The organism is Burkholderia pyrrocinia (genome assembly GCF_022809715.1).
Lineage (GTDB): Bacteria > Pseudomonadota > Gammaproteobacteria > Burkholderiales > Burkholderiaceae > Burkholderia > Burkholderia pyrrocinia_C.
Map to the genome: position 1 here is coordinate 765,415 of NZ_CP094459.1, position 17,107 is coordinate 782,521.

The 17,107-nt window shown below is 68.4% G+C and carries 18 protein-coding genes; 7 read left to right on the forward strand and 11 right to left on the reverse strand.

Annotated elements, in window-relative coordinates:
• Positions 1-7: 7 nt before the first annotated feature.
• The 5 genes from MRS60_RS03525 to hda are packed head-to-tail and all read right to left on the reverse strand — an operon-like array spanning position 8 to position 4,242.
• Complete coding sequence (locus MRS60_RS03525) at positions 8-694, reverse strand: deoxynucleoside kinase (RefSeq protein WP_034182799.1); 687 nt, start codon at positions 692-694, stop codon at positions 8-10.
• Positions 691-1,233: a 2-amino-4-hydroxy-6-hydroxymethyldihydropteridine diphosphokinase gene (gene folK / locus MRS60_RS03530; protein WP_034182800.1), complete on the reverse strand. Its 543-nt coding sequence runs from the start codon at positions 1,231-1,233 to the stop codon at positions 691-693. Before folK ends, MRS60_RS03525 begins: the two co-directional genes overlap by 4 nt.
• A 35-nt stretch (positions 1,234-1,268) precedes the next feature.
• Positions 1,269-2,807: a polynucleotide adenylyltransferase PcnB gene (gene pcnB, locus MRS60_RS03535; RefSeq protein ID WP_243565214.1), complete on the reverse strand. Its 1,539-nt coding sequence runs from the start codon at positions 2,805-2,807 to the stop codon at positions 1,269-1,271.
• Between the two features lie 5 nt (positions 2,808-2,812).
• Complete coding sequence (locus MRS60_RS03540; RefSeq protein ID WP_034182802.1) at positions 2,813-3,490, reverse strand: HAD family hydrolase; 678 nt, start codon at positions 3,488-3,490, stop codon at positions 2,813-2,815.
• An 11-nt stretch (positions 3,491-3,501) separates the two neighbouring features.
• Positions 3,502-4,242: a DnaA regulatory inactivator Hda gene (hda, locus tag MRS60_RS03545; protein ID WP_279388899.1), complete on the reverse strand. Its 741-nt coding sequence runs from the start codon at positions 4,240-4,242 to the stop codon at positions 3,502-3,504.
• Between the two features lie 241 nt (positions 4,243-4,483).
• Here hda and purM point away from each other — a divergent pair, with 241 nt between their 5' ends.
• Both purM and MRS60_RS03555 read left to right on the forward strand, forming a co-directional pair.
• Positions 4,484-5,539, forward strand: coding sequence for a phosphoribosylformylglycinamidine cyclo-ligase (gene purM, locus MRS60_RS03550; protein WP_034182804.1), 1,056 nt, complete (start codon positions 4,484-4,486; stop codon positions 5,537-5,539).
• A 101-nt stretch (positions 5,540-5,640) separates the two neighbouring features.
• The gene (locus tag MRS60_RS03555; protein ID WP_034183413.1) at positions 5,641-6,036 is read left to right on the forward strand and encodes a YybH family protein; all 396 of its coding nucleotides are present in this window, start codon (positions 5,641-5,643) and stop codon (positions 6,034-6,036) included.
• A 34-nt stretch (positions 6,037-6,070) separates the two neighbouring features.
• Here the strand turns inward: MRS60_RS03555 and tet(64) are convergent, their stop codons facing one another.
• Complete coding sequence (gene tet(64) / locus MRS60_RS03560; RefSeq protein ID WP_243565215.1) at positions 6,071-7,264, reverse strand: tetracycline efflux MFS transporter Tet(64); 1,194 nt, start codon at positions 7,262-7,264, stop codon at positions 6,071-6,073.
• Between the two features lie 62 nt (positions 7,265-7,326).
• Here tet(64) and tetR point away from each other — a divergent pair, with 62 nt between their 5' ends.
• Positions 7,327-7,959 (forward strand): tetracycline resistance transcriptional repressor TetR, encoded by a 633-nt coding sequence (tetR, locus tag MRS60_RS03565; RefSeq protein WP_034182806.1) that lies wholly within the window; start codon positions 7,327-7,329, stop codon positions 7,957-7,959.
• A 21-nt stretch (positions 7,960-7,980) separates the two neighbouring features.
• Here the strand turns inward: tetR and miaA are convergent, their stop codons facing one another.
• Positions 7,981-8,955, reverse strand: a complete 975-nt coding sequence (miaA, locus tag MRS60_RS03570) for a tRNA (adenosine(37)-N6)-dimethylallyltransferase MiaA (RefSeq protein WP_034182807.1) — start codon at positions 8,953-8,955, stop codon at positions 7,981-7,983.
• Positions 8,952-10,934 (reverse strand): DNA mismatch repair endonuclease MutL, encoded by a 1,983-nt coding sequence (gene mutL / locus MRS60_RS03575; protein WP_243565216.1) that lies wholly within the window; start codon positions 10,932-10,934, stop codon positions 8,952-8,954. The genes miaA and mutL overlap by 4 nt, the downstream gene beginning before the upstream one ends.
• 180 nt (positions 10,935-11,114) lie before the next feature.
• Between mutL and MRS60_RS03580 the strand changes: the two genes are divergently transcribed.
• Positions 11,115-11,798 carry a DedA family protein gene (locus tag MRS60_RS03580; protein ID WP_034182809.1) on the forward strand — a complete coding sequence of 228 codons (684 nt, stop codon included), beginning with the start codon at positions 11,115-11,117 and terminating at the stop codon, positions 11,796-11,798.
• 82 nt (positions 11,799-11,880) lie between these two features.
• On the opposite strand, the gene MRS60_RS03585 is transcribed toward MRS60_RS03580, so the two are convergent.
• From MRS60_RS03585 to MRS60_RS03595, 3 genes are all read right to left on the reverse strand, one after another.
• A complete protein-coding gene (locus tag MRS60_RS03585; RefSeq protein WP_034182810.1) occupies positions 11,881-12,693 on the reverse strand; it encodes a mechanosensitive ion channel family protein in 813 nt (270 codons plus the stop codon).
• Positions 12,694-12,904: 211 nt separating this feature from the next.
• Positions 12,905-13,738: a class II glutamine amidotransferase gene (locus MRS60_RS03590; RefSeq protein ID WP_034182811.1), complete on the reverse strand. Its 834-nt coding sequence runs from the start codon at positions 13,736-13,738 to the stop codon at positions 12,905-12,907.
• Positions 13,739-13,942: 204 nt separating this feature from the next.
• A complete protein-coding gene (locus MRS60_RS03595) occupies positions 13,943-14,272 on the reverse strand; it encodes a carboxymuconolactone decarboxylase family protein (protein WP_034182812.1) in 330 nt (109 codons plus the stop codon).
• Positions 14,273-14,401: 129 nt separating this feature from the next.
• On the opposite strand from MRS60_RS03595, the gene MRS60_RS03600 reads away from it, so the two are divergent.
• The 3 genes from MRS60_RS03600 (at position 14,402) to MRS60_RS03610 (ending at position 17,102) form a co-directional block, all read left to right on the forward strand.
• Positions 14,402-15,349 carry a cupin domain-containing protein gene (locus MRS60_RS03600; RefSeq protein ID WP_131948300.1) on the forward strand — a complete coding sequence of 316 codons (948 nt, stop codon included), beginning with the start codon at positions 14,402-14,404 and terminating at the stop codon, positions 15,347-15,349.
• Between the two features lie 105 nt (positions 15,350-15,454).
• Positions 15,455-15,898 (forward strand): inner membrane protein YiaA, encoded by a 444-nt coding sequence (yiaA, locus tag MRS60_RS03605; protein WP_034182814.1) that lies wholly within the window; start codon positions 15,455-15,457, stop codon positions 15,896-15,898.
• Between the two features lie 139 nt (positions 15,899-16,037).
• On the forward strand, positions 16,038-17,102 hold the full coding sequence (locus MRS60_RS03610; protein ID WP_243565217.1) for a glycosyltransferase: 1,065 nt from the start codon (positions 16,038-16,040) through the stop codon (positions 17,100-17,102).
• The last annotated feature ends 5 nt before the right edge of the window (positions 17,103-17,107 follow it).

Consider the following 17,107-nt stretch of genomic DNA (forward strand, 5'->3'; position numbering starts at 1 on the left):
GGACGCGTCAGAGCGTCGTCTCGCCCTTGACGAAGAATTCCTTGCGGCCGCGCATCGTCTCGATGCGCTCGATCAGCAGCGCAAGATCTTCGGGGGAATCCAGCGGGTTCAGGTGTTCCGCAGCGACCGTCAGCACCGGCGTGCGGTCGTAGTGGTAGAAGAATTCGTTGTACGCGTCGACGAGCGAGCGCAGGTACGTGTCGCTGATCTGCAGTTCCATCGGCAGCCCGCGCTTCTGGATGCGCGAGAACAGCACTTCGGGGCTCGCCTGCAGATAGACGACGAGGTCGGGCGACGGCGCCTGCGGCACGTCCACGTGCGTCGCGATCGACCGATAGAGCTGCCATTCGTCTTCCGGCAGGTTCAACCGCGCGAAGATGTCGTTCTTCTGCGGCATGAAATCGGCGACGACGGGTCGGCCCGTTTCCAGCGCGCCGACCAGCTCGCGCGCCTGCTGCGCGCGCTGCAGCGCGAACGACAGCTGCACGGGCAGCGCGTAGCGCGCGGTGTCGCGATAGAAGCGTTCGAGGAACGGGTTGTCCTGCGGGCGTTCGAGCAGCGTCTGCATCGACCAGCGCTCGGCGAGCAGGCGCGCGAGCGTCGTCTTGCCGACGCCGATCGGGCCTTCGATCACGAGATAGCGGTGCGGGGCGCGCAGGTCGGGGGCGGTGACGGTCAGCGGAGTGGGGTTCATCGGCAGCGGTTCTTGTCGGTGTCGTCGCCGGCCGCGAGCGCCTTCTGCATCAGGCACTGGCAAGTCTGTACCTTTTCGACGCGCTGGTCCGCGACGGCGGCGAGGAACGCATCGGCGCGGCCGCGCGCGGGGATGTCGAGTGCCGGCTCGATCTCGACGAGCGGCACGAGCGCGAATGCGCGGTCGGTGAGGCGCGGGTGCGGGACGATCAGGTCGGGTTCGTCGATCGAGTCGGCGCCGAACAGCAGGATGTCGAGGTCGAGCGTGCGCGGCGCGTTGCGATACGGGCGCTCGCGCCCGAAGTGATGTTCGATCTTCTGGCAGAGCGCGAGCAGCTCGCGGGCAGACAGCGTCGTGTCGAGCTTGACGGCGCAGTTGTAGTAGTCGTCGCCGCCCGCTTCGAACGGCGCCGTGCGATACAGGCTCGATTTGCCGAGGATCGAGATGGTGCGCTGCTGTGCGAGGCACACCACCGCGTCCTTCAGGGTCTGGCGCGCATCGCCGAGATTCGCCCCCAGTCCGATATATGCAACCGTCATGGCATCACTTCCTACGTCGTTCGCCGGCGCGTGCGTCAGTCGTCGGAACCGCCCGCGGTGTCCGGTGCCTGCTCGGCAGCACCTTCACCCGGCTTGCGGTTTCGCGCGCCGCCGCGGCGGCGCCGCTTGCGGGGCGATTTTTCCTTCGAGCCGCCCTGCGTGAGCAATGCCTCGCGGGCAGCCGCGTCGCCTTCGATGAAATCCGTCCACCACTGTCCGACATCCGCATCGAGCTCGCCGGATTCGCAGCGTAACAGGAGGAAATCATACCCCGCTCTAAACCTTTGGTGTTCCAGCAGCCGCATCGCGCTGCGGCCCGAGCGTTTCTCGAGGCGCAACTGCAGGCCCCAGATCTCGCGCATGTCGGCCGAATAGCGCTTGTGGATCGCGAGTTTCTCGGTCTGCATGTCGATCACGTCGTCCATCGCGCGATGGAGCGCCGGCACCGGAATCTCGCCTTCGGCCGTGTATTGCTCGAAGCGCTGGCGCATGTCGTGCCACAGCAGCGTCGCGAACAGGAAGCCGGGCGATACCGTCTTGCCGGCGCGTACGCGCGCGTCGGTGTTGTTCAGCGCGAGCGTGATGAACTTCTCGCCCTGCGGCTGTTCGAGCACGACGTCGAGGAGCGGCAGCAGCCCGTGGTGCAGGCCTTCCTTGCGCAACTGCTTCAGGCACGCGAGCGCATGGCCCGACAGCAGCAGCTTCAGCATTTCGTCGAACAGGCGCGCGGCCGGCACGTTGTTGATCAGGTCGGCCAGCGCGTTGATCGGCTCGCGCGTATGCGGCTCGATCTCGAAGCCGAGCTTCGCCGCGAAGCGCACGACGCGCAGCATCCGCACCGGATCCTCGCGGAAACGCGTGGCCGGGTCGCCGATCATCCGCAGCAGGCGGGCGCGCATGTCGGCCATCCCGTCGTGGTAGTCGAGCACCGTCTGCGTCGACGGGTCGTAGTACATCGCGTTGATCGTGAAGTCGCGGCGCGCGGCATCTTCATGCTGCTCGCCCCACACGTTGTCGCGCAGCACGCGGCCGCTCGCGTCGACCGCGTGCGTGTGGCGATCGAGTTCGTCGCGCTTCAGGCGCCTCGGCGGCTCGGCCGACGGGGCAGCCTCGGGCGGCGCGTCGACCAGCGCGCGGAACGTCGACACCTCGATCAGTTCCTGGCCGAACTGCACGTGGACGATCTGGAAGCGGCGACCGATCAGGCGCGCGCGGCGGAACAGGCGCTGCACCTCGGTCGGCGTCGCGTCGGTCGCGACGTCGAAGTCCTTCGGCGCGATGCCGAGCAGCAGGTCGCGAACCGCGCCGCCGACGATGAACGCGCGAAAGCCTGCCTGCTGCAGCGTGTCGGTCACGCGCACGGCATTCCTCGAGATCAGCGACGGATCGATCTGGTGCACGCTGGCCGGCACGACGGTCGGCTCATGGTTGCTGCGCGGCTTCTTCGCGCCGCCGCGTGCGCTTTTCGTGGGGCGTGGGGCAGCAGGGGCCGCTTCGTCGGCCTGAGCCGCTTCGGGGGGCGTTTGCTGGGCTTCGTCCTGGCCGAGCAGCTTGCGGATGAATTTTTTGATCACGACGTTCAGAATAAATCGAGGATACGCCAGCCGCGGGTGCTTGCATGCGCACGCAGCGTGTCGTCAGGGTTGGTCGCGATCGGGTCGGTGACTTTCTCGAGCAGCGGGATGTCGTTGTGCGAGTCGCTGTAGAAGTAGCTGTGCGCGAAGTCGTCCCAGTGCTTGCCCAGCGACGCGAGCCATGCTTCGGTACGCACGATCTTGCCTTCGCGATAGCTCGGCGTGCCGGTCGGCCGGCCCGTGTACGGCGAATCGGGATGCCCGTCGGTCGTTTCGACCTCGCATGCGATCAGCGTATCGACGCCGAACGCGGTCGCGATCGGGCGCGTGATGAATTCGTTGGTCGCCGTCACGACGCAGCACAGGTCGCCCGCGTCGAGGTGCTTGCGCACGAGTTCGAGCGCGGCGGGCGTCATCGCGGGCCGGATCACCTCGTGCATGTACTGCTCGTGCCATTCGGCGAGCTGCGCGCGCGAATATTTCGCGAGCGGCGTGAGCATCGCCGTCAGGTACGCGTGGATGTCGAGCTTGCCGGCCTTGTAGTCGGCGAAGAACTGATCGTTCTGACGCGAGAAGCTTTCCGCGTCGACGATGCCGAGCTTCACCATGAAGCGGCCCCATTCGTGGTCGCTATCGGTCGGGATCAGCGTGTGATCGAGGTCAAAGAGTGCCAGATTAGTCATGGAAGCGCATTTTACTCGAAGCGGTTCGGGCCCGTGCCCGGTGGTGTGATGTCGTCGCCGGGACGCGCGAGCATGCGGCGCAGCAGCGGCAGCGTGACGGCGCGTTTCTGTTCGAGCGAGAAGCGGTCAAGCGCGTCGAGCAGCGCCATCAGGCTCGGCATGTCGCGGCGGAAATGGGTCAGCAGGTAGGCGGCGATGTCGTCGGTGAGCGCGATCCCGCGCTCCTTCGCCGCGAGCTTGAGCACCGCGATCTTGCCGGCGTCGGACGGCGGCGACAGGTGGAACACGAGCCCCCAGCCGAGGCGCGTGCGCAGATCCTCTCGCACGTCGAGCGCGAGCGGCGCCGCGGGGCCTGCCGCGACGAACGCGCTCGACGGATGCGCGCGGACTTCGTTGAACAGGTTGAACAGCGCGACCTGCTGCGTGTCGGTCATCCGGTCGCAGTCGTCGATCGCGTAGATGCCGATGCGCGGGTCGAACGTGAACGCGCCGAGCGGGCTCTGCGGCGTCAGGTAGCGCGCATAGCCGTACGATGCATCGCTCACGAGCGCCTGCAGCAGGTGGCTGCGGCCGCTGCCGGGCTCGCCCCAGATGTAGAACGACCGGTCCGGCACGGGGCCCGCCGCGAGCGCGAGGTCGAGCTTCTGCAGCCGCGTGACGAGCTCGTCGTTCTCCTCGCTCATGATGAAGTTGTCGAACGTGGCGGGCGGCGGCGTGCCGAGATCGAGCGTCAGTTGACGGGACACAGTCACAATGCGGGTCGGTTGAGAATACGCGTGCCGTACGCCGGGCACGCGCCGGGGACCGCGGCTCCATGGGCTGCACGCGCGACCGCACGCACGGCGGCGCGCCGGTTTCGGCGCGGCTCGCTGGGCGATGAAAACGGGGACGTGTTGACCAAGATGCAATCCCTGACGATTCGGTGCTGGGAATTCCGGCCAACGGGCCGGCTTCGGGTAAAATCGCATTTTACCGACCTTCTCGCATTCCCCCATGAATCCTCCGAAATCTGCTCCCGACGCTCAGGGTCTGTCCTATCGCGACGCAGGCGTCGACATCGACGCTGGCGACGCGCTCATCGACAAGATCAAGCCTTTTGCGAAGAAAACCCTGCGCGACGGCGTGCTCGGCGGCATCGGCGGGTTCGGCGCGCTGTTCGAGGTGCCGAAGAAGTATCGCGAGCCCGTGCTCGTGTCGGGCACCGACGGCGTGGGCACCAAGCTCAAGCTGGCGTTTCATCTGAACAAACACGACACCGTCGGCCAGGATCTGGTCGCGATGAGCGTGAACGACATCCTCGTGCAGGGCGCCGAGCCGCTGTTCTTCCTCGACTACTTCGCGTGCGGCAAGCTCGACGTCGACACGGCCGCGACGGTCGTCAAGGGCATCGCTCAGGGCTGCGAACTGTCGGGCTGCGCGCTGATCGGCGGTGAAACGGCCGAAATGCCGGGCATGTACCCGGACGGCGAATACGACCTGGCCGGCTTTGCGGTCGGCGCGGTCGAGAAGAGCAAGATCATCGACGGCAGCACGATCGCCGAAGGCGACGTGGTGCTGGGCCTCGCATCGAGCGGCATCCACTCGAACGGCTTCTCGCTCGTGCGCAAGATCATCGAGCGCGCGAACCCCGACCTGTCGGCCGATTTCCACGGCCGCTCGCTCGCCGACGCGCTGATGGCACCCACGCGCATCTACGTGAAGCCGCTGCTCGCGCTGATGCAGAAGCTGTCGGTGAAGGGCATGGCGCACATCACGGGCGGCGGCCTCGTCGAGAACATTCCGCGCGTGCTGCGCGAAGGCCTCACGGCCGAGCTCGACCAGAACGCGTGGCCGCTGCCGCCGCTGTTCAAGTGGCTGCAGGAGCACGGCGGCGTCGCCGACGCGGAAATGCACCGCGTGTTCAACTGCGGGATCGGCATGGCCGTGATCGTCGCGGCGGCCGATGCCGATGCAGCGATCGCCGACCTGACCGCCGCCGGCGAACAGGTGTGGAAGATCGGCACCGTGCGTGCGACCCGCGAAGGCGAGGCGCAGACGGTCGTGGTCTGACGCGCCACCAGCAGCAGATGCAGCAAGAAAAGCCGCCCGGAGTCGATCCGGGCGGTTTTTTTTCGGGTGCCGCGGGTGGCGCCGATGAAGGAGGGACGACGATGACCGAAGACGAACATGCGATCCGCGAGCTCGTGGAAAACTGGTTCGTGTCGAGCCGGCGCGGCGATCTGGCGACCGTGCTCGACCTGATCGCCGACGACGCGATCTTCATGGTGGCCGGCAAGCCGCCGTTCGACAAGGCGGCGTTCGCGGCCGCGTCGCGTGAAGCGAACGCGGGTGCGGAGCACGCACCGAAGGTCGACGGCCGCTATCGGATCGACGAGCTGCGCGTGATCGGCGACTGGGCGTACATGCGCAATTTCCTCGAGATCGACGCGACGCCGCCGGGCGGCGAAACGATCCGCCGCTCGGGCCATACGCTGACGATCTTCCGCAAGGCCGGCGGCCGCTGGCAGCTCGTGCGCGATGCAAATCTCGTGACGCTCGCGCACTGAGCGCGGCGATGCGTACGGCGGCGCCTGTCGCCGCTCAGGCGGACGGCCGCGGTGCGCCCGCCGGCCGCGTGCCGGCCAGCAACGGCGGCACGAGCAGATAGAGCAGCGCGGCGGCAGCCCATACGAGCCCCGGCCACGTCGCGCGCGTCGCCGCATAGGTCGCGGTGACGACCAACGGGCCCGCCACGCCGATCAGGCTGGCCACGCTCGCGAGCGTGCCCTGCAGTTCGCCCTGGCGCGCATCGTCGACCTGCCGCGCGAGCATCGCCTGCAGCGCCGGCAGCGTCATGCCGCCCGCCGCGAACAGCGGCAGCAGCGTGAACGGCACCCATGCGGCGGTCGCGAACGCGATCACCGCGAGCCCGAGCGCGTCGCCCGCGAGCCCCAGCGCGAGCGCGCGACGCTCGCCGAGCCGCGCGATCAGCGGCCCGATCGCGAACGCCTGCGCGAGCGCATGGCACGCGCCGTAGCCCGCGAGCGACAGCCCCGCGATCGGCGTCGACCAGCCGAAATGTTCTTGGCCGTACAGGATCCACAGCGTCGCGGGCGCCTGCGATACCAGCGCGACGATCACGTAGATGCCGATCAGCGGCACGAGCGCGGGTGCGCCGCTCAGCCGGCGCAGGCTCGCGAACGGGTTGAGCGCGGCGACCGCGCGGCCTGCGCGGGCCGAGCGCGGCCGCGATTCCGGCAGCGCGCGCCATACGAGCACGAGATTCAGCGCATTGAGCAGCGCGGCCGCGACGAACGGCGCGCGCAGGTGCAGCGCGCCGAGCAGCCCGCCGATCAGCGGGCCTGCGATGAAGCCGATGCCCATCATCGCGCCGAGCTGGCCGAAGCGCCGTGCGCGGTCGGGTTCGGCCGTGACGTCGGTGACGTACGCGGTCGCGACCGCCACGTTCGCGCCCGTGATGCCCGCGATCAGCCGCCCCGCGTAAAGCCAGGCAAGCGTCGGCGCGAGCGCCATCAGCAGGTAGTCGAGCGCGGCGCCCGCGAGCGACGCAAGCAGCACGGGCCGACGGCCGAAGCGGTCGCTCAGCGCGCCGAGCAGCGGCGCGCACAGGAACTGCGCGAACGCGTACAGCGCGAGCAATACGCCGTAGTGCGTGTCGGTGCTGCCCGCGCCGGCGAGCGAGCGCAGCAGGCCGGGCAGGATCGGCATCACGATCCCGACGCCGATCGCATCGAGCAGGACCGTGGCCAGGATGGCAATCAGGGACGGATTCAAGGGGGTGACTCTATCGATGATAGAGTGGCGATTATTCCATAGTTTCCCTATCGGTGATAGAGATGAAGGACACAGGGGCGCGATTGACGCGCGACACGGTATTGCGCGCGGCGCTCGAACTGCTTGATGAAGTCGGTATCGACGGGCTGTCGACGAGGCGGCTCGCCGAGCGGCTCGGCGTGCAGTCGCCGACGCTTTACTGGCATTTCAAGAACAAGGCCGAGCTGCTCGACGCGATGGCCGAAGCGATCATGCTCGAGCGCCACGGCGCGTCGCTGCCGCGGCCTGGCGAAGCGTGGGATGCGTGGCTTGCCCACAACGCGCGCAGTTTCCGCCACGCGCTGCTCGCCTATCGCGACGGCGCGCGCCTGCATGCCGGTACGCGGCCGCGTGCGCTGCATTTCGGTTCGATCGAACGCAAGGTCGCGCTGCTCGGCGAAGCGGGCTTCGCGCCGGATGAAGCGGTCGACGTGATGTATGCGCTCGGCCGCTTCGTGGTCGGATGGGTGCTGGAGGAACAGGCAGAGCAGGACGGTGAGGCCGATGCGCCGCTGCCGGACGCGGCCGAGTATCCGCTGCTCGCGAAGGGCTGGGCCGCGCTGCGCGAGCGCGGCGGCGACGAAGCGTTCGAGCGCGGCGTCGCGCTGATCGTCGATGGCGCCCGAGCGCATCTGGCAGCGCGCCGGCGCGGCTGACGCGGGCTGCCGGCGGCCCGCTCAGCCCGGCGCGCGGCCGTCGAGTACGCGTTCGAGCGCGTCGAGCGCGCGGGCCGTCGAGTCCGGCGCGATGCAGTCGACGACGATCCGTTCCGGCATCGCGCGCAGCCAGGTGAGCTGGCGCTTGCACAGCTGGCGCGTCGCGAAGATGCCCTTGTCGCGCATCGTCCGGTAGTCGGTGTCGCCGTCGAGGAATTCCCACGCCTGCCGATAGCCGACGCAGCGCATCGACGGCAGGTCGGGATGGAGATCGTCGCGACGGCGCAGCCGTTCGACTTCGTCGATGAAGCCCGCGTCGAGCATCGCGTCGAAGCGCTGCGCGATGCGTGCGTGCAGTACCGCGCGATCCGACGGTTCGAGCGCGACCGGCACGAAGCGGTACGCGGCGGCCGCATCGTCCGCGCGCCGCGGCGCGGCGAGCAGCGCCGACATCGGCTGCCCGCTCAGCATGAAGATTTCGAGCGCGCGCTGGATCCGCTGCGAATCGTTCGGCGCGAGCCGCGCGGCCGTGTCGGGATCGACCTGCGCGAGCCGCGCGTGCAGCGCGGGCCAGCCGTCGCGCGCGGCGTCGGCGTCGAGCTGCGCGCGCACGTCCGGATCGGCGCCCGGCAGGTCGTTGAGCCCCTGCGTCAGCGCCTTGTAGTACAGCATCGTGCCGCCGGCGAGCAGCGGCGTGCGACCGCGCGCGGCGATCTCGCCGATCAGGCGCAGCGCATCCGCGCGGAATTCCGCGGCCGAATACGCGTCGGCCGGGTCAATGATGTCGATCAGGTGATGCGGCACGCTCGCGCGTTCTTCGCGAGTCGGCTTCGCGGTGCCGATATCCATGTCGCGGTAGACGAGCGCCGAATCGACGCTGACGATCTCGATCGGGCGGCGCGCGGCGAGCGCCAGCGCCGCGGCCGTCTTGCCCGAAGCGGTGGGGCCGAGCAGGCAGGCGATCGTCGTCGGGGTGGACTGCGAAGGAGCGCTCATTGCCCGCGCATGAAGAGACGGTCGAGATCGTTCAGCGTGAGCTGATACCAGGTCGGACGGCCATGATTGCATTGGTCCGCGCGCTCGGTCGCTTCCATCTGGCGCAGCAGCGCGTTCATCTCGTCGAGCGTCAGGCGCCGGTTCGCGCGCACCGCGTGGTGGCACGCGAGCGTGCCGAGCAGTTCGTGCTGGCGCTCGGTGAGCACGCGCGAGCCGCCGAACGCATGCAGGTCGGCGAGCACCGCGCGCGCGAGCGACTGCAGGTCGGCATCCTTCAGCAGCGCCGGCACCGCGCGGATCGCGAGCGTCGTCGGCGACAGCACCGCGAGATCGAAGCCGAGCGATTCGAGCGTGTCGCGTTCTTCCTCGACCGTGCCGATCTCGACCGGCGTGGCCGTCATCGACACCGGCAGCAGCAGCGACTGCACGGCGACCGAGCGATCGGTGAGCGCGTTCTTGAACTGTTCGTACAGTATCCGCTCGTGGGCCGCGTGCATGTCGACGATCACGAGCCCGTGCGCGTTCTGTGCGAGCACGTAGATGCCGTGGATCTGGCCGAGCGCGAAGCCGAGCGGCTGCTCGTCGTGCGCGGTGGCGGCGATCGGCGACGCAGTGAAGCCCGGCAGCGGCGCACCCGGCGCGTCGGCCGAATCGCGGGCGACGGTGGTCGTGCCGTCCGGCGTGCCAGCGCCGCTGTCCTTGCGGCCGAACAGCGCATCGTAGAGCGCGAGCGGCTGCGCGACGGGCAGCGTGCCCTGCGTCATCCGCGCCTGGCGCATCCAGGTGTTGCCCGCCGACGATGACGACGGCGACGAGAAGCCGCTGCCGCCGGTGGCCTGGCCGTGGCCCTGGCCGAGCGGCGTGTCCAGGAACGATGCGGGTCCGCGCGGCGCAGGCTCGATATGCGCGGCGTGACCGCCCGCGGTGGTTTCCGGCGACGCGCCCGCGTGGCGCGCGAGCGCGCGCTGGACCGCGTGGAACACGTACTGGTGGATCGAGCGCGAATCGCGAAAGCGCACCTCGATCTTCGACGGATGCACGTTCACGTCGACGGCTTCGGGCGGCAGGTCGAGGAACAGCACGTACGACGGGTAGCGGTCGCCGTGCAGCACGTCCTCGTAGGCCGCGCGCACCGCATGTGTCAGCAGCTTGTCGCGCACGAAGCGGCCGTTGACGAAGAAATACTGCTGGTCGGCGCGCCCGCGGCTCGCGGTCGGCAGGCCCGCGCAGCCGTAGACGGCGAGCGGGCCGGCCTGCTCGTCGAGCGGCAGGTGCGCGGTCGCGAAGCTGTCGCCGAGGATCTTCGCGACGCGCTGCGCGGGCTCGGTCGCATTCCAGTGCTCGACGGCCTTGCCGTTGTGCAGCACCGAGATCGCGACGTCCGGCCGCGCGAGTGCCGCGCGGCGGATCATTTCCAGGCAGTGGCCGAACTCGGTCTGCTCGCTCTTCAGGAACTTGCGCCGCGCGGGCGTGTTGAAGTACAGCTCGCGCACCTCGATCGTCGTGCCGGTCGAGCCGGCGGCCGGTGACAGCACGCCTGTCTGCGCATCGATCTTCATTGCATGCGCGGCGTCGGTGGTCCGGCTCGTGATCGACATCTCGGCGACCGATGCGATCGACGCGAGCGCTTCGCCGCGGAACCCGAGCGTCGCGACCGCCTCGAGCTCCTCGAGCGAGCGGATCTTGCTGGTGGCATGGCGCATCAGCGCGAGCGCCAGCTCGTCGGGCGGAATCCCGCAACCGTCGTCGGTGATCGAGATGCGCTTGACGCCGCCTTCTTCCAGCACGATGCGCAGCGTCGTCGCGCCGGCATCCATTGCATTCTCGAGCAGTTCCTTGACGACCGACGCCGGGCGTTCGACGACCTCGCCCGCGGCGATCTGGCTGATCAGCTGGTCGGGCAGGGGCTGGATCGCGCGCAGCGGGCGCGGAGCAGGGGCGGGCGCGGCGCCCGCGGCCGTTTCGGTGATATCGGACATGGCCGAATTATAGCGAGGCGGCGGATGCGTGCCGGGGCGACCGGCGGTTACGTTTTTTCACGGAGCCTTAAGGTAGTTTCGGTATGATGGCTCCGTCGCGCGCGCCGCCTTGGCCGGCGGGTGCTTCCGCCTTTTCGACCATTCCGGCCCTTTCGCCCTTTCGCCTTCGAGGAATCGCATTTGGATACGCTGCTTCATTTCGTCAACCTTGTCCTGCATATCGACGCATTCCTCGGCGATTTCATCCGGCAGTACGGCGCATGGGTCTATCTCGTCCTGTTCCTGATCGTGTTCTGCGAGACGGGGCTCGTCGTGTTCCCGTTCCTGCCCGGCGATTCGCTGCTGTTCATCGGCGGCGCGTTCGCGGCGACAGGCGAAATGAACGTCGGCGCGCTGATCGTGCTGCTGCTCGTCGCGGCGATCTCCGGCAACACCGTGAACTACCTGATCGGCCGCTGGGTCGGCCCGAAGGTATTCAATACCCATATCCCGGTGCTCGAGCGCTTCCTCGATCGCGCCGCGCTGCAGAAGACCCACTCGTTCTACGACAAGCACGGCGGCAAGACGATCGTGCTCGCGCGTTTCATCCCGGTCGTGCGTACGTTCGCGCCGTTCGTCGCGGGTGCGTCGTCGATGAGCGCCACGCGCTTCCAGCTCTTCAACGTGATCGGCGCGCTGGTCTGGGTGCTGCTGCTCGTGCTGCTCGGCTATTTCTTCGGCAACATCCCGTTCGTCCGCCAGTACCTGAACGTGATCGTGCTGGTCGGCATCGGCGCGGCGATCGTGCCGGTCGCGCTCGGCGCGGTATGGAAGCTCGTGCGCGGGCGGCGGTCGGACCATGCGCAGAAGACGGGTGGGCGCTGAGCGGGGCGCTTCGCTTCCTTTTCGGTGCAAAAAAAGCGCGGCAATTTGAATTGCCACGCTTTTTTTTCGTCCGGCGCCGCCGTTACGCGTTGCGATGCAAGAGCGGCGTTTCGGGCGTCGGGTATTGCGCGTCGCGGAACGTCTCGATGATCACGCGGTTGGTATCGCAGTACACCTGCCAGTAGTTCTCGGGTGCCGTGGACGGGCGCACGAACAGCAGCGGGCCTTCCGGCGTGAACTGCAGCACGCCGACGTCCGGCGCCGGGTCGGTCAGCACGTTCGGGATCTGCTGGATCGACGTCTTCAGGCGATTGATCGCGTCGACCGCGTCGACGCCGTTCGCGATCTTCGCGGTTAGGTCGACGCGGCGGTGCGACGTTGCGCTGTAGTTCGCGATGTTGTCCGAGAAGATCTTGTTGTTGCCGACGATCGTCACGATGTTGTCGGCGGTGACGATCGTCGTGCCGAACAGGCCGAGCTCCTTCACCGTACCCGTGACGCCGCCTGCGCTGATCACGTCGCCGATCTTGAACGGGCGCAGCACCTGCATGAACACGCCGGCGGCGAAGTGCGCGAGCAGGCCGCCCCAGGCCGTGCCGATCGCGAGGCCGAGGCCGGCGAGCAGCGCGGCGAACGAGGTCGTCTGCACGCCGAAGATCTGCAGGATCGCGAGGATCAGCAGGATCGTCAGCAGCACGCCGACGACGGAGGTCAGGTAGTCGGTGAGCGTCGGGTCGACCTTGCCGCTGCGGCGTACGACCTTGCCGAGCAGGCGCGTGCCGATGCGGATCGCCCAGCGGCCGATGAACCACAACACGATCGCGGCGAGAAGGTTGAGGCCGAAGTCGAGGCCGCGGGTCATCAGGAATTGCTGGGCGGTGGCGAGGTCGGGCATGGAGTCTCCGGGAGGGGGAAAGGTGAAGATCGAACGTAAGGGGGCTCGATCGATGGGCCCTTTATAGCCGACGCGGCGTCATGAGACAACGGGCCTGGTGGTCGGCGCGTTCATCAACGCTTGCCGGAGACCTCGATCCGCAACGATTCCTTATATCTCTGTCTATTTGCGGTTCACGCGCCGCGCCTGACGGCGCGCACGGCGCCGGCCGCTACTTCTGCCGCGGCCCGAACGGCCGCTGCTGCACGTCCGCCCCGTGCGCGACGATCGCCATGCCCTCCGGCACTTCCTCCCACGCGCCGCGCAGGTCGACGAGCGGCTCGGACACGACCATGAACGCGTCGTCGCCGACTTCGGCGATGCGCGGGTCATGCGGATACAGCTCGTGCAGGTGCTTGAACGACGTGCTGTGGAACAGCGAACGCGATTGCCGTTCGCTCGAGTAGCGCACCGCGATGATCCGTTCGCCGTCGGTCGCGCAGACCGTCATGTTGAGCGGGTCGGCCACGCGATGCCGCGCGGCGGTTTCCTCGACCACGCCGGCCATCCGTTCGAGCGCCTGCAGCGGCATCTGCTCGAGGCCGTACGTCAGCGCGAGGCGGAACATCAGCTCGGAATCGGTCGAGCCTTCGAGCGTCGGGAACAGTGCTGGATCGACCTTCATCGTCAGGTCGCGGCGCAGCTTGTGGAAGCCGCGGATCAGCCCGTTGTGCGCGAACAGCCAGCGGCCGTGGCGGAACGGGTGGCAGTTGGTTTCCTGCACGGGCGTTTCGGTCGCCGCGCGGATATGCGCGATGAACATCCGCGAGCGGATCGCGCGCGCGGCTTCGCGCAGGTTGCGATCGTTCCACGCGGGATGCACGGAGCGATAGCGGAACGGCAGTTCGTCGGGGTGCCCGTACCAGCCGATGCCGAAACCGTCGCCATTGGTGGTCGTGGCGCCGAGCTCCGAATGCAGGCTCTGGTCGATCAGCGAATGCTTCGCGCGGAACAGCACGGTCTCGAGATGGATCGGATTGCCCGTATAGGCGAGCCAGCGGCACATGGAGCGCTCCCTCACGATGAATCGTTCGCGCATGGTAGCCGACTTCGCCGCGCGGCCGCGTCTGCGGCCTGCCGGCACGGTTGTCCGTGCGAGCGCGCTGCCCAATGCTCACATGTAACGCACGCGCATGCGCAACCGCCCGGCCAGGCGGCCGGGCGTCGCGCAGCGAGGCGGCCCGCGACGGCGCCGCCGCGGCCGTCATGCTCAGTCGCCGAGCGCGTCCATCACGCGCGCCGAATAGACGAGCGCGGCACCCGCATTCAGCGCAATTGCGACGCCGAGCGCTTCCGCCACTTCCTCCCTGGTCGCGCCATGCTTTGTCGCTTCGGCCGTGTGAACGGCGATACAGCCGTCGCAGCGCGTCGTGACGGCCACCGCGAGCGCGATCAGCTCGCGCGTTTTCGCGTCGAGATGGCCCGTCTTGGCGCCGGCCCCTGCCAGCGCCTGGTAGCCGGCCAGCGTATCGGGCGACAGCTTGGCGATATCGCCGATGCGCGTCGAGAGTTCCTTCCGGTATTCGTTCCAGTTCAGCATGATGCGTCCTTTCGAGTAGAGGTGAGGAGGGCGGCGGGCGCCGCGATCTCGGGGGATGCAGGGCTATTCTGATCGTTCGCGCTGAGGGTTTCGATACGTTAGAGTGTCAATTTTTAGCGCGATCGTCTCATGGATGCATTGAGTCAACTGTTGTCGCTGGGCCGCAGCCATGTCGAACTCGACGTGCGTTGCCTGCTCGACGGGCCGTTCGCGATGCCGCACGACCCGTTGCCGCCCGGCGAGGCGGCGTTCCACCTGCTGCTGGCCGGCACGTGCCGGCTGCGTACCGCCGACGGGCGCACGCTGCAACTCGCCGACGGCGATTTCGTGCTGCTGCCCGCGGGTGGCGCGCACGACCTGCTCGACGCGGGAGCCGGCCGGTCGCGGCCGGTCGCGCCGCTGCGCGAACCGGCCGCCGCCGGCGGCGCGGTGGTCCCGGTCAAGTCGAATCTCGATCCGGCCGAATCGGGCAGTGCGAGCGTGGACCTGCTGTGCGGACGTTTCGTCTATGCGCGCGGCGCGGGCGAACTGCTGATGCGCACGCTGCCGCAGGTGCTGCACGTCGGGTTGCGCGAGGCGTCGGGGTTCGCGCCGCTGCAACTGCTGACGAGCGTGCTGCGCAGCGAGGCGTCGAATGTGCAGCCGGGCGCCGGCGCGATCGTGAATGCGCTCGGCCAGGCGCTGCTCGCGTATGCGTTGCGCGCGTACGGCCGCGACGCGCGCGTGCCGTCCGGCTGGCTCGCGCTCGCGGCCGATGCGCGGCTCGGCCCGTCGGTCCAGGCCGTGCTGCAGGCGCCGGAGCAGCCGTGGACGGTCGAGTCGCTCGGCGACGCAGCGGCGATGTCGCGCGCGACCTATGCACGGCATTTCCGCGAGAAAGCCGGGATGAGTGTCGGCGCGTTCGTCGCGCAGATCCGGATGATGCATGCATGCGCGCTGTTGCAGGATACGCAGCGCGGGCAGGCGGAGATCGGCCAGGCGGTCGGTTATCAATCCGAGGCGGCCTTCGGCAAGGCGTTTCGCGCGGTGCTCGGCACGACGCCCGGGCGCTGGCGGCGCGCGCAGCGCGGAACGTAAGACTGCAGGCGAGGTCGTCTTGTGGCGAGCGCCAAAGCTGCTACCATGCGCGAAACGCAGTTCAACGAAAACGATTTCGAACAACAAGAAAGAGAGGGCAAAGCAATGAACCAGACCACCATCCAGCAGCCGTCGTTCGCATTCGTGGCCGCGTCGTGGGCCGCACTGATCGCAGGTTTTGCGGCATTCCTGATCGGGCTCTGGAACGCCGGCATGCAGCTCAACGAGAAGGGCTACTACTTCACCGTGCTGGTGTTCGGTCTCTATGCGGCGATCTCGCTGCAGAAAAGCGTCCGCGATCGCGCGGAAGGCATTCCCGTCACCGGCATCTACTACGGCATCAGCTGGATCGCGCTGCTGCTGTCCATCGCGCTGCTGGTCGTCGGCCTCTTCAACGCAACGCTGCAGCTGAGCGAGAAGGGCTTCTACGCGATGTCGTTCGTGCTCGCGCTGTTCGGCGCGGTGGCCGTGCAGAAGAACACGCGCGACCTGCAGGGCGCGAAGCCGCGTTATACCGACGCCGATTCCGCGCCGTCCGTCCAGGAGTAACGGCACACGGGGCGGGCGCCTGCGAAGGCCGCCCGTTTCGAGACGACGCCAGCTGCGCCCCGCATTCGCCGGCGTGCCGCAGGCTCCCCGTCCATTCGTTTCATCCGTGCCGCTGCGCATGACGATGGAGATATTCAGGATGCCAGACATCACAGACATCGCACCGCGCACGCGCTCGGTAGCCCGTGGCGTGGCCGCGAAGGCCGCGCTCGTGCTGGAGACGAACAACCTGCGCGGCGGCGCCGGCCTCGCACAGGCCGTCGACAGCCTGAAGCGCCTCGTGTCGGCGCTGTCGAAGCAGACCGTGCCGCCCGCGGCACTCGCGCAATGGATCATCACGCACGACGGCTTGCCCGCCGATGCGTGCGCACAGATCGTCGCGCTGGCCGGCCGCCCGATCGACTTCGTCGAGATCGGCGCGAGCACCGGCTACTACGATGCGAAGAACGACGGTTTCGATCGCGTCGACGCGGCTCGCTGCGACATCGTCGTGTTCGGCGATGCCGATTGCCGGCCGGCCGACGACTGGCTCGAGCAGCTGCTTGCACCGTTCGCACGCGATGCCGGCGATGCACCCGTCGCGGTGGCGGGGCGGACCAGCTATGCGCCGAACGTGCTCGGCATCGCGCTGACGTCGATCGATTTCATGTATTTCCCGAGCCCGCTGCGCGACGGCGCGACACGCAACTTCTACGCGAACAACGTCGCGTTCCGGCGCGACGTGTTCGCGCAATTCCGCTACGAGCCGCTCGACGGCGTCTATCGAGCCCATTGCCAGGTGATGGGGCTGCGGATGCAGGCGGCCGGCGTGGCCGTCGAGTTCGCGCCGGCCGCGCATACCGAGCATCGGCTGCCGGACACGCATCGCGAATCGCTGAAGCTGCGCTGGATGCGCGGCGAGGACAGCGTCGGGCTGACGCCGTATCTCGTGAACGCGTACCTGCCGCGCCAGTGGCAGTGGCTCGGCCGCAGCGGCCCGCTCGGCCCGTTCTGCGTGATGGCGATGCGGCTCGGATACAGCCTGCGCGCGCTCGATCGCCAGCAACTGCCGCGGCTTGGCGCCGTCCGTTATCTCGCGGCCGTCGGCGTCACGATCGCCGCGTCCGCCGTCGATACGCTCGGCGCGCTCGCGCGCGGTTTCGGGCTCGCGGGACGGGCGTCGGCCCGGCGCGATCTCGAAGCGCTGTCCTATCACCGTCATTGAAACGG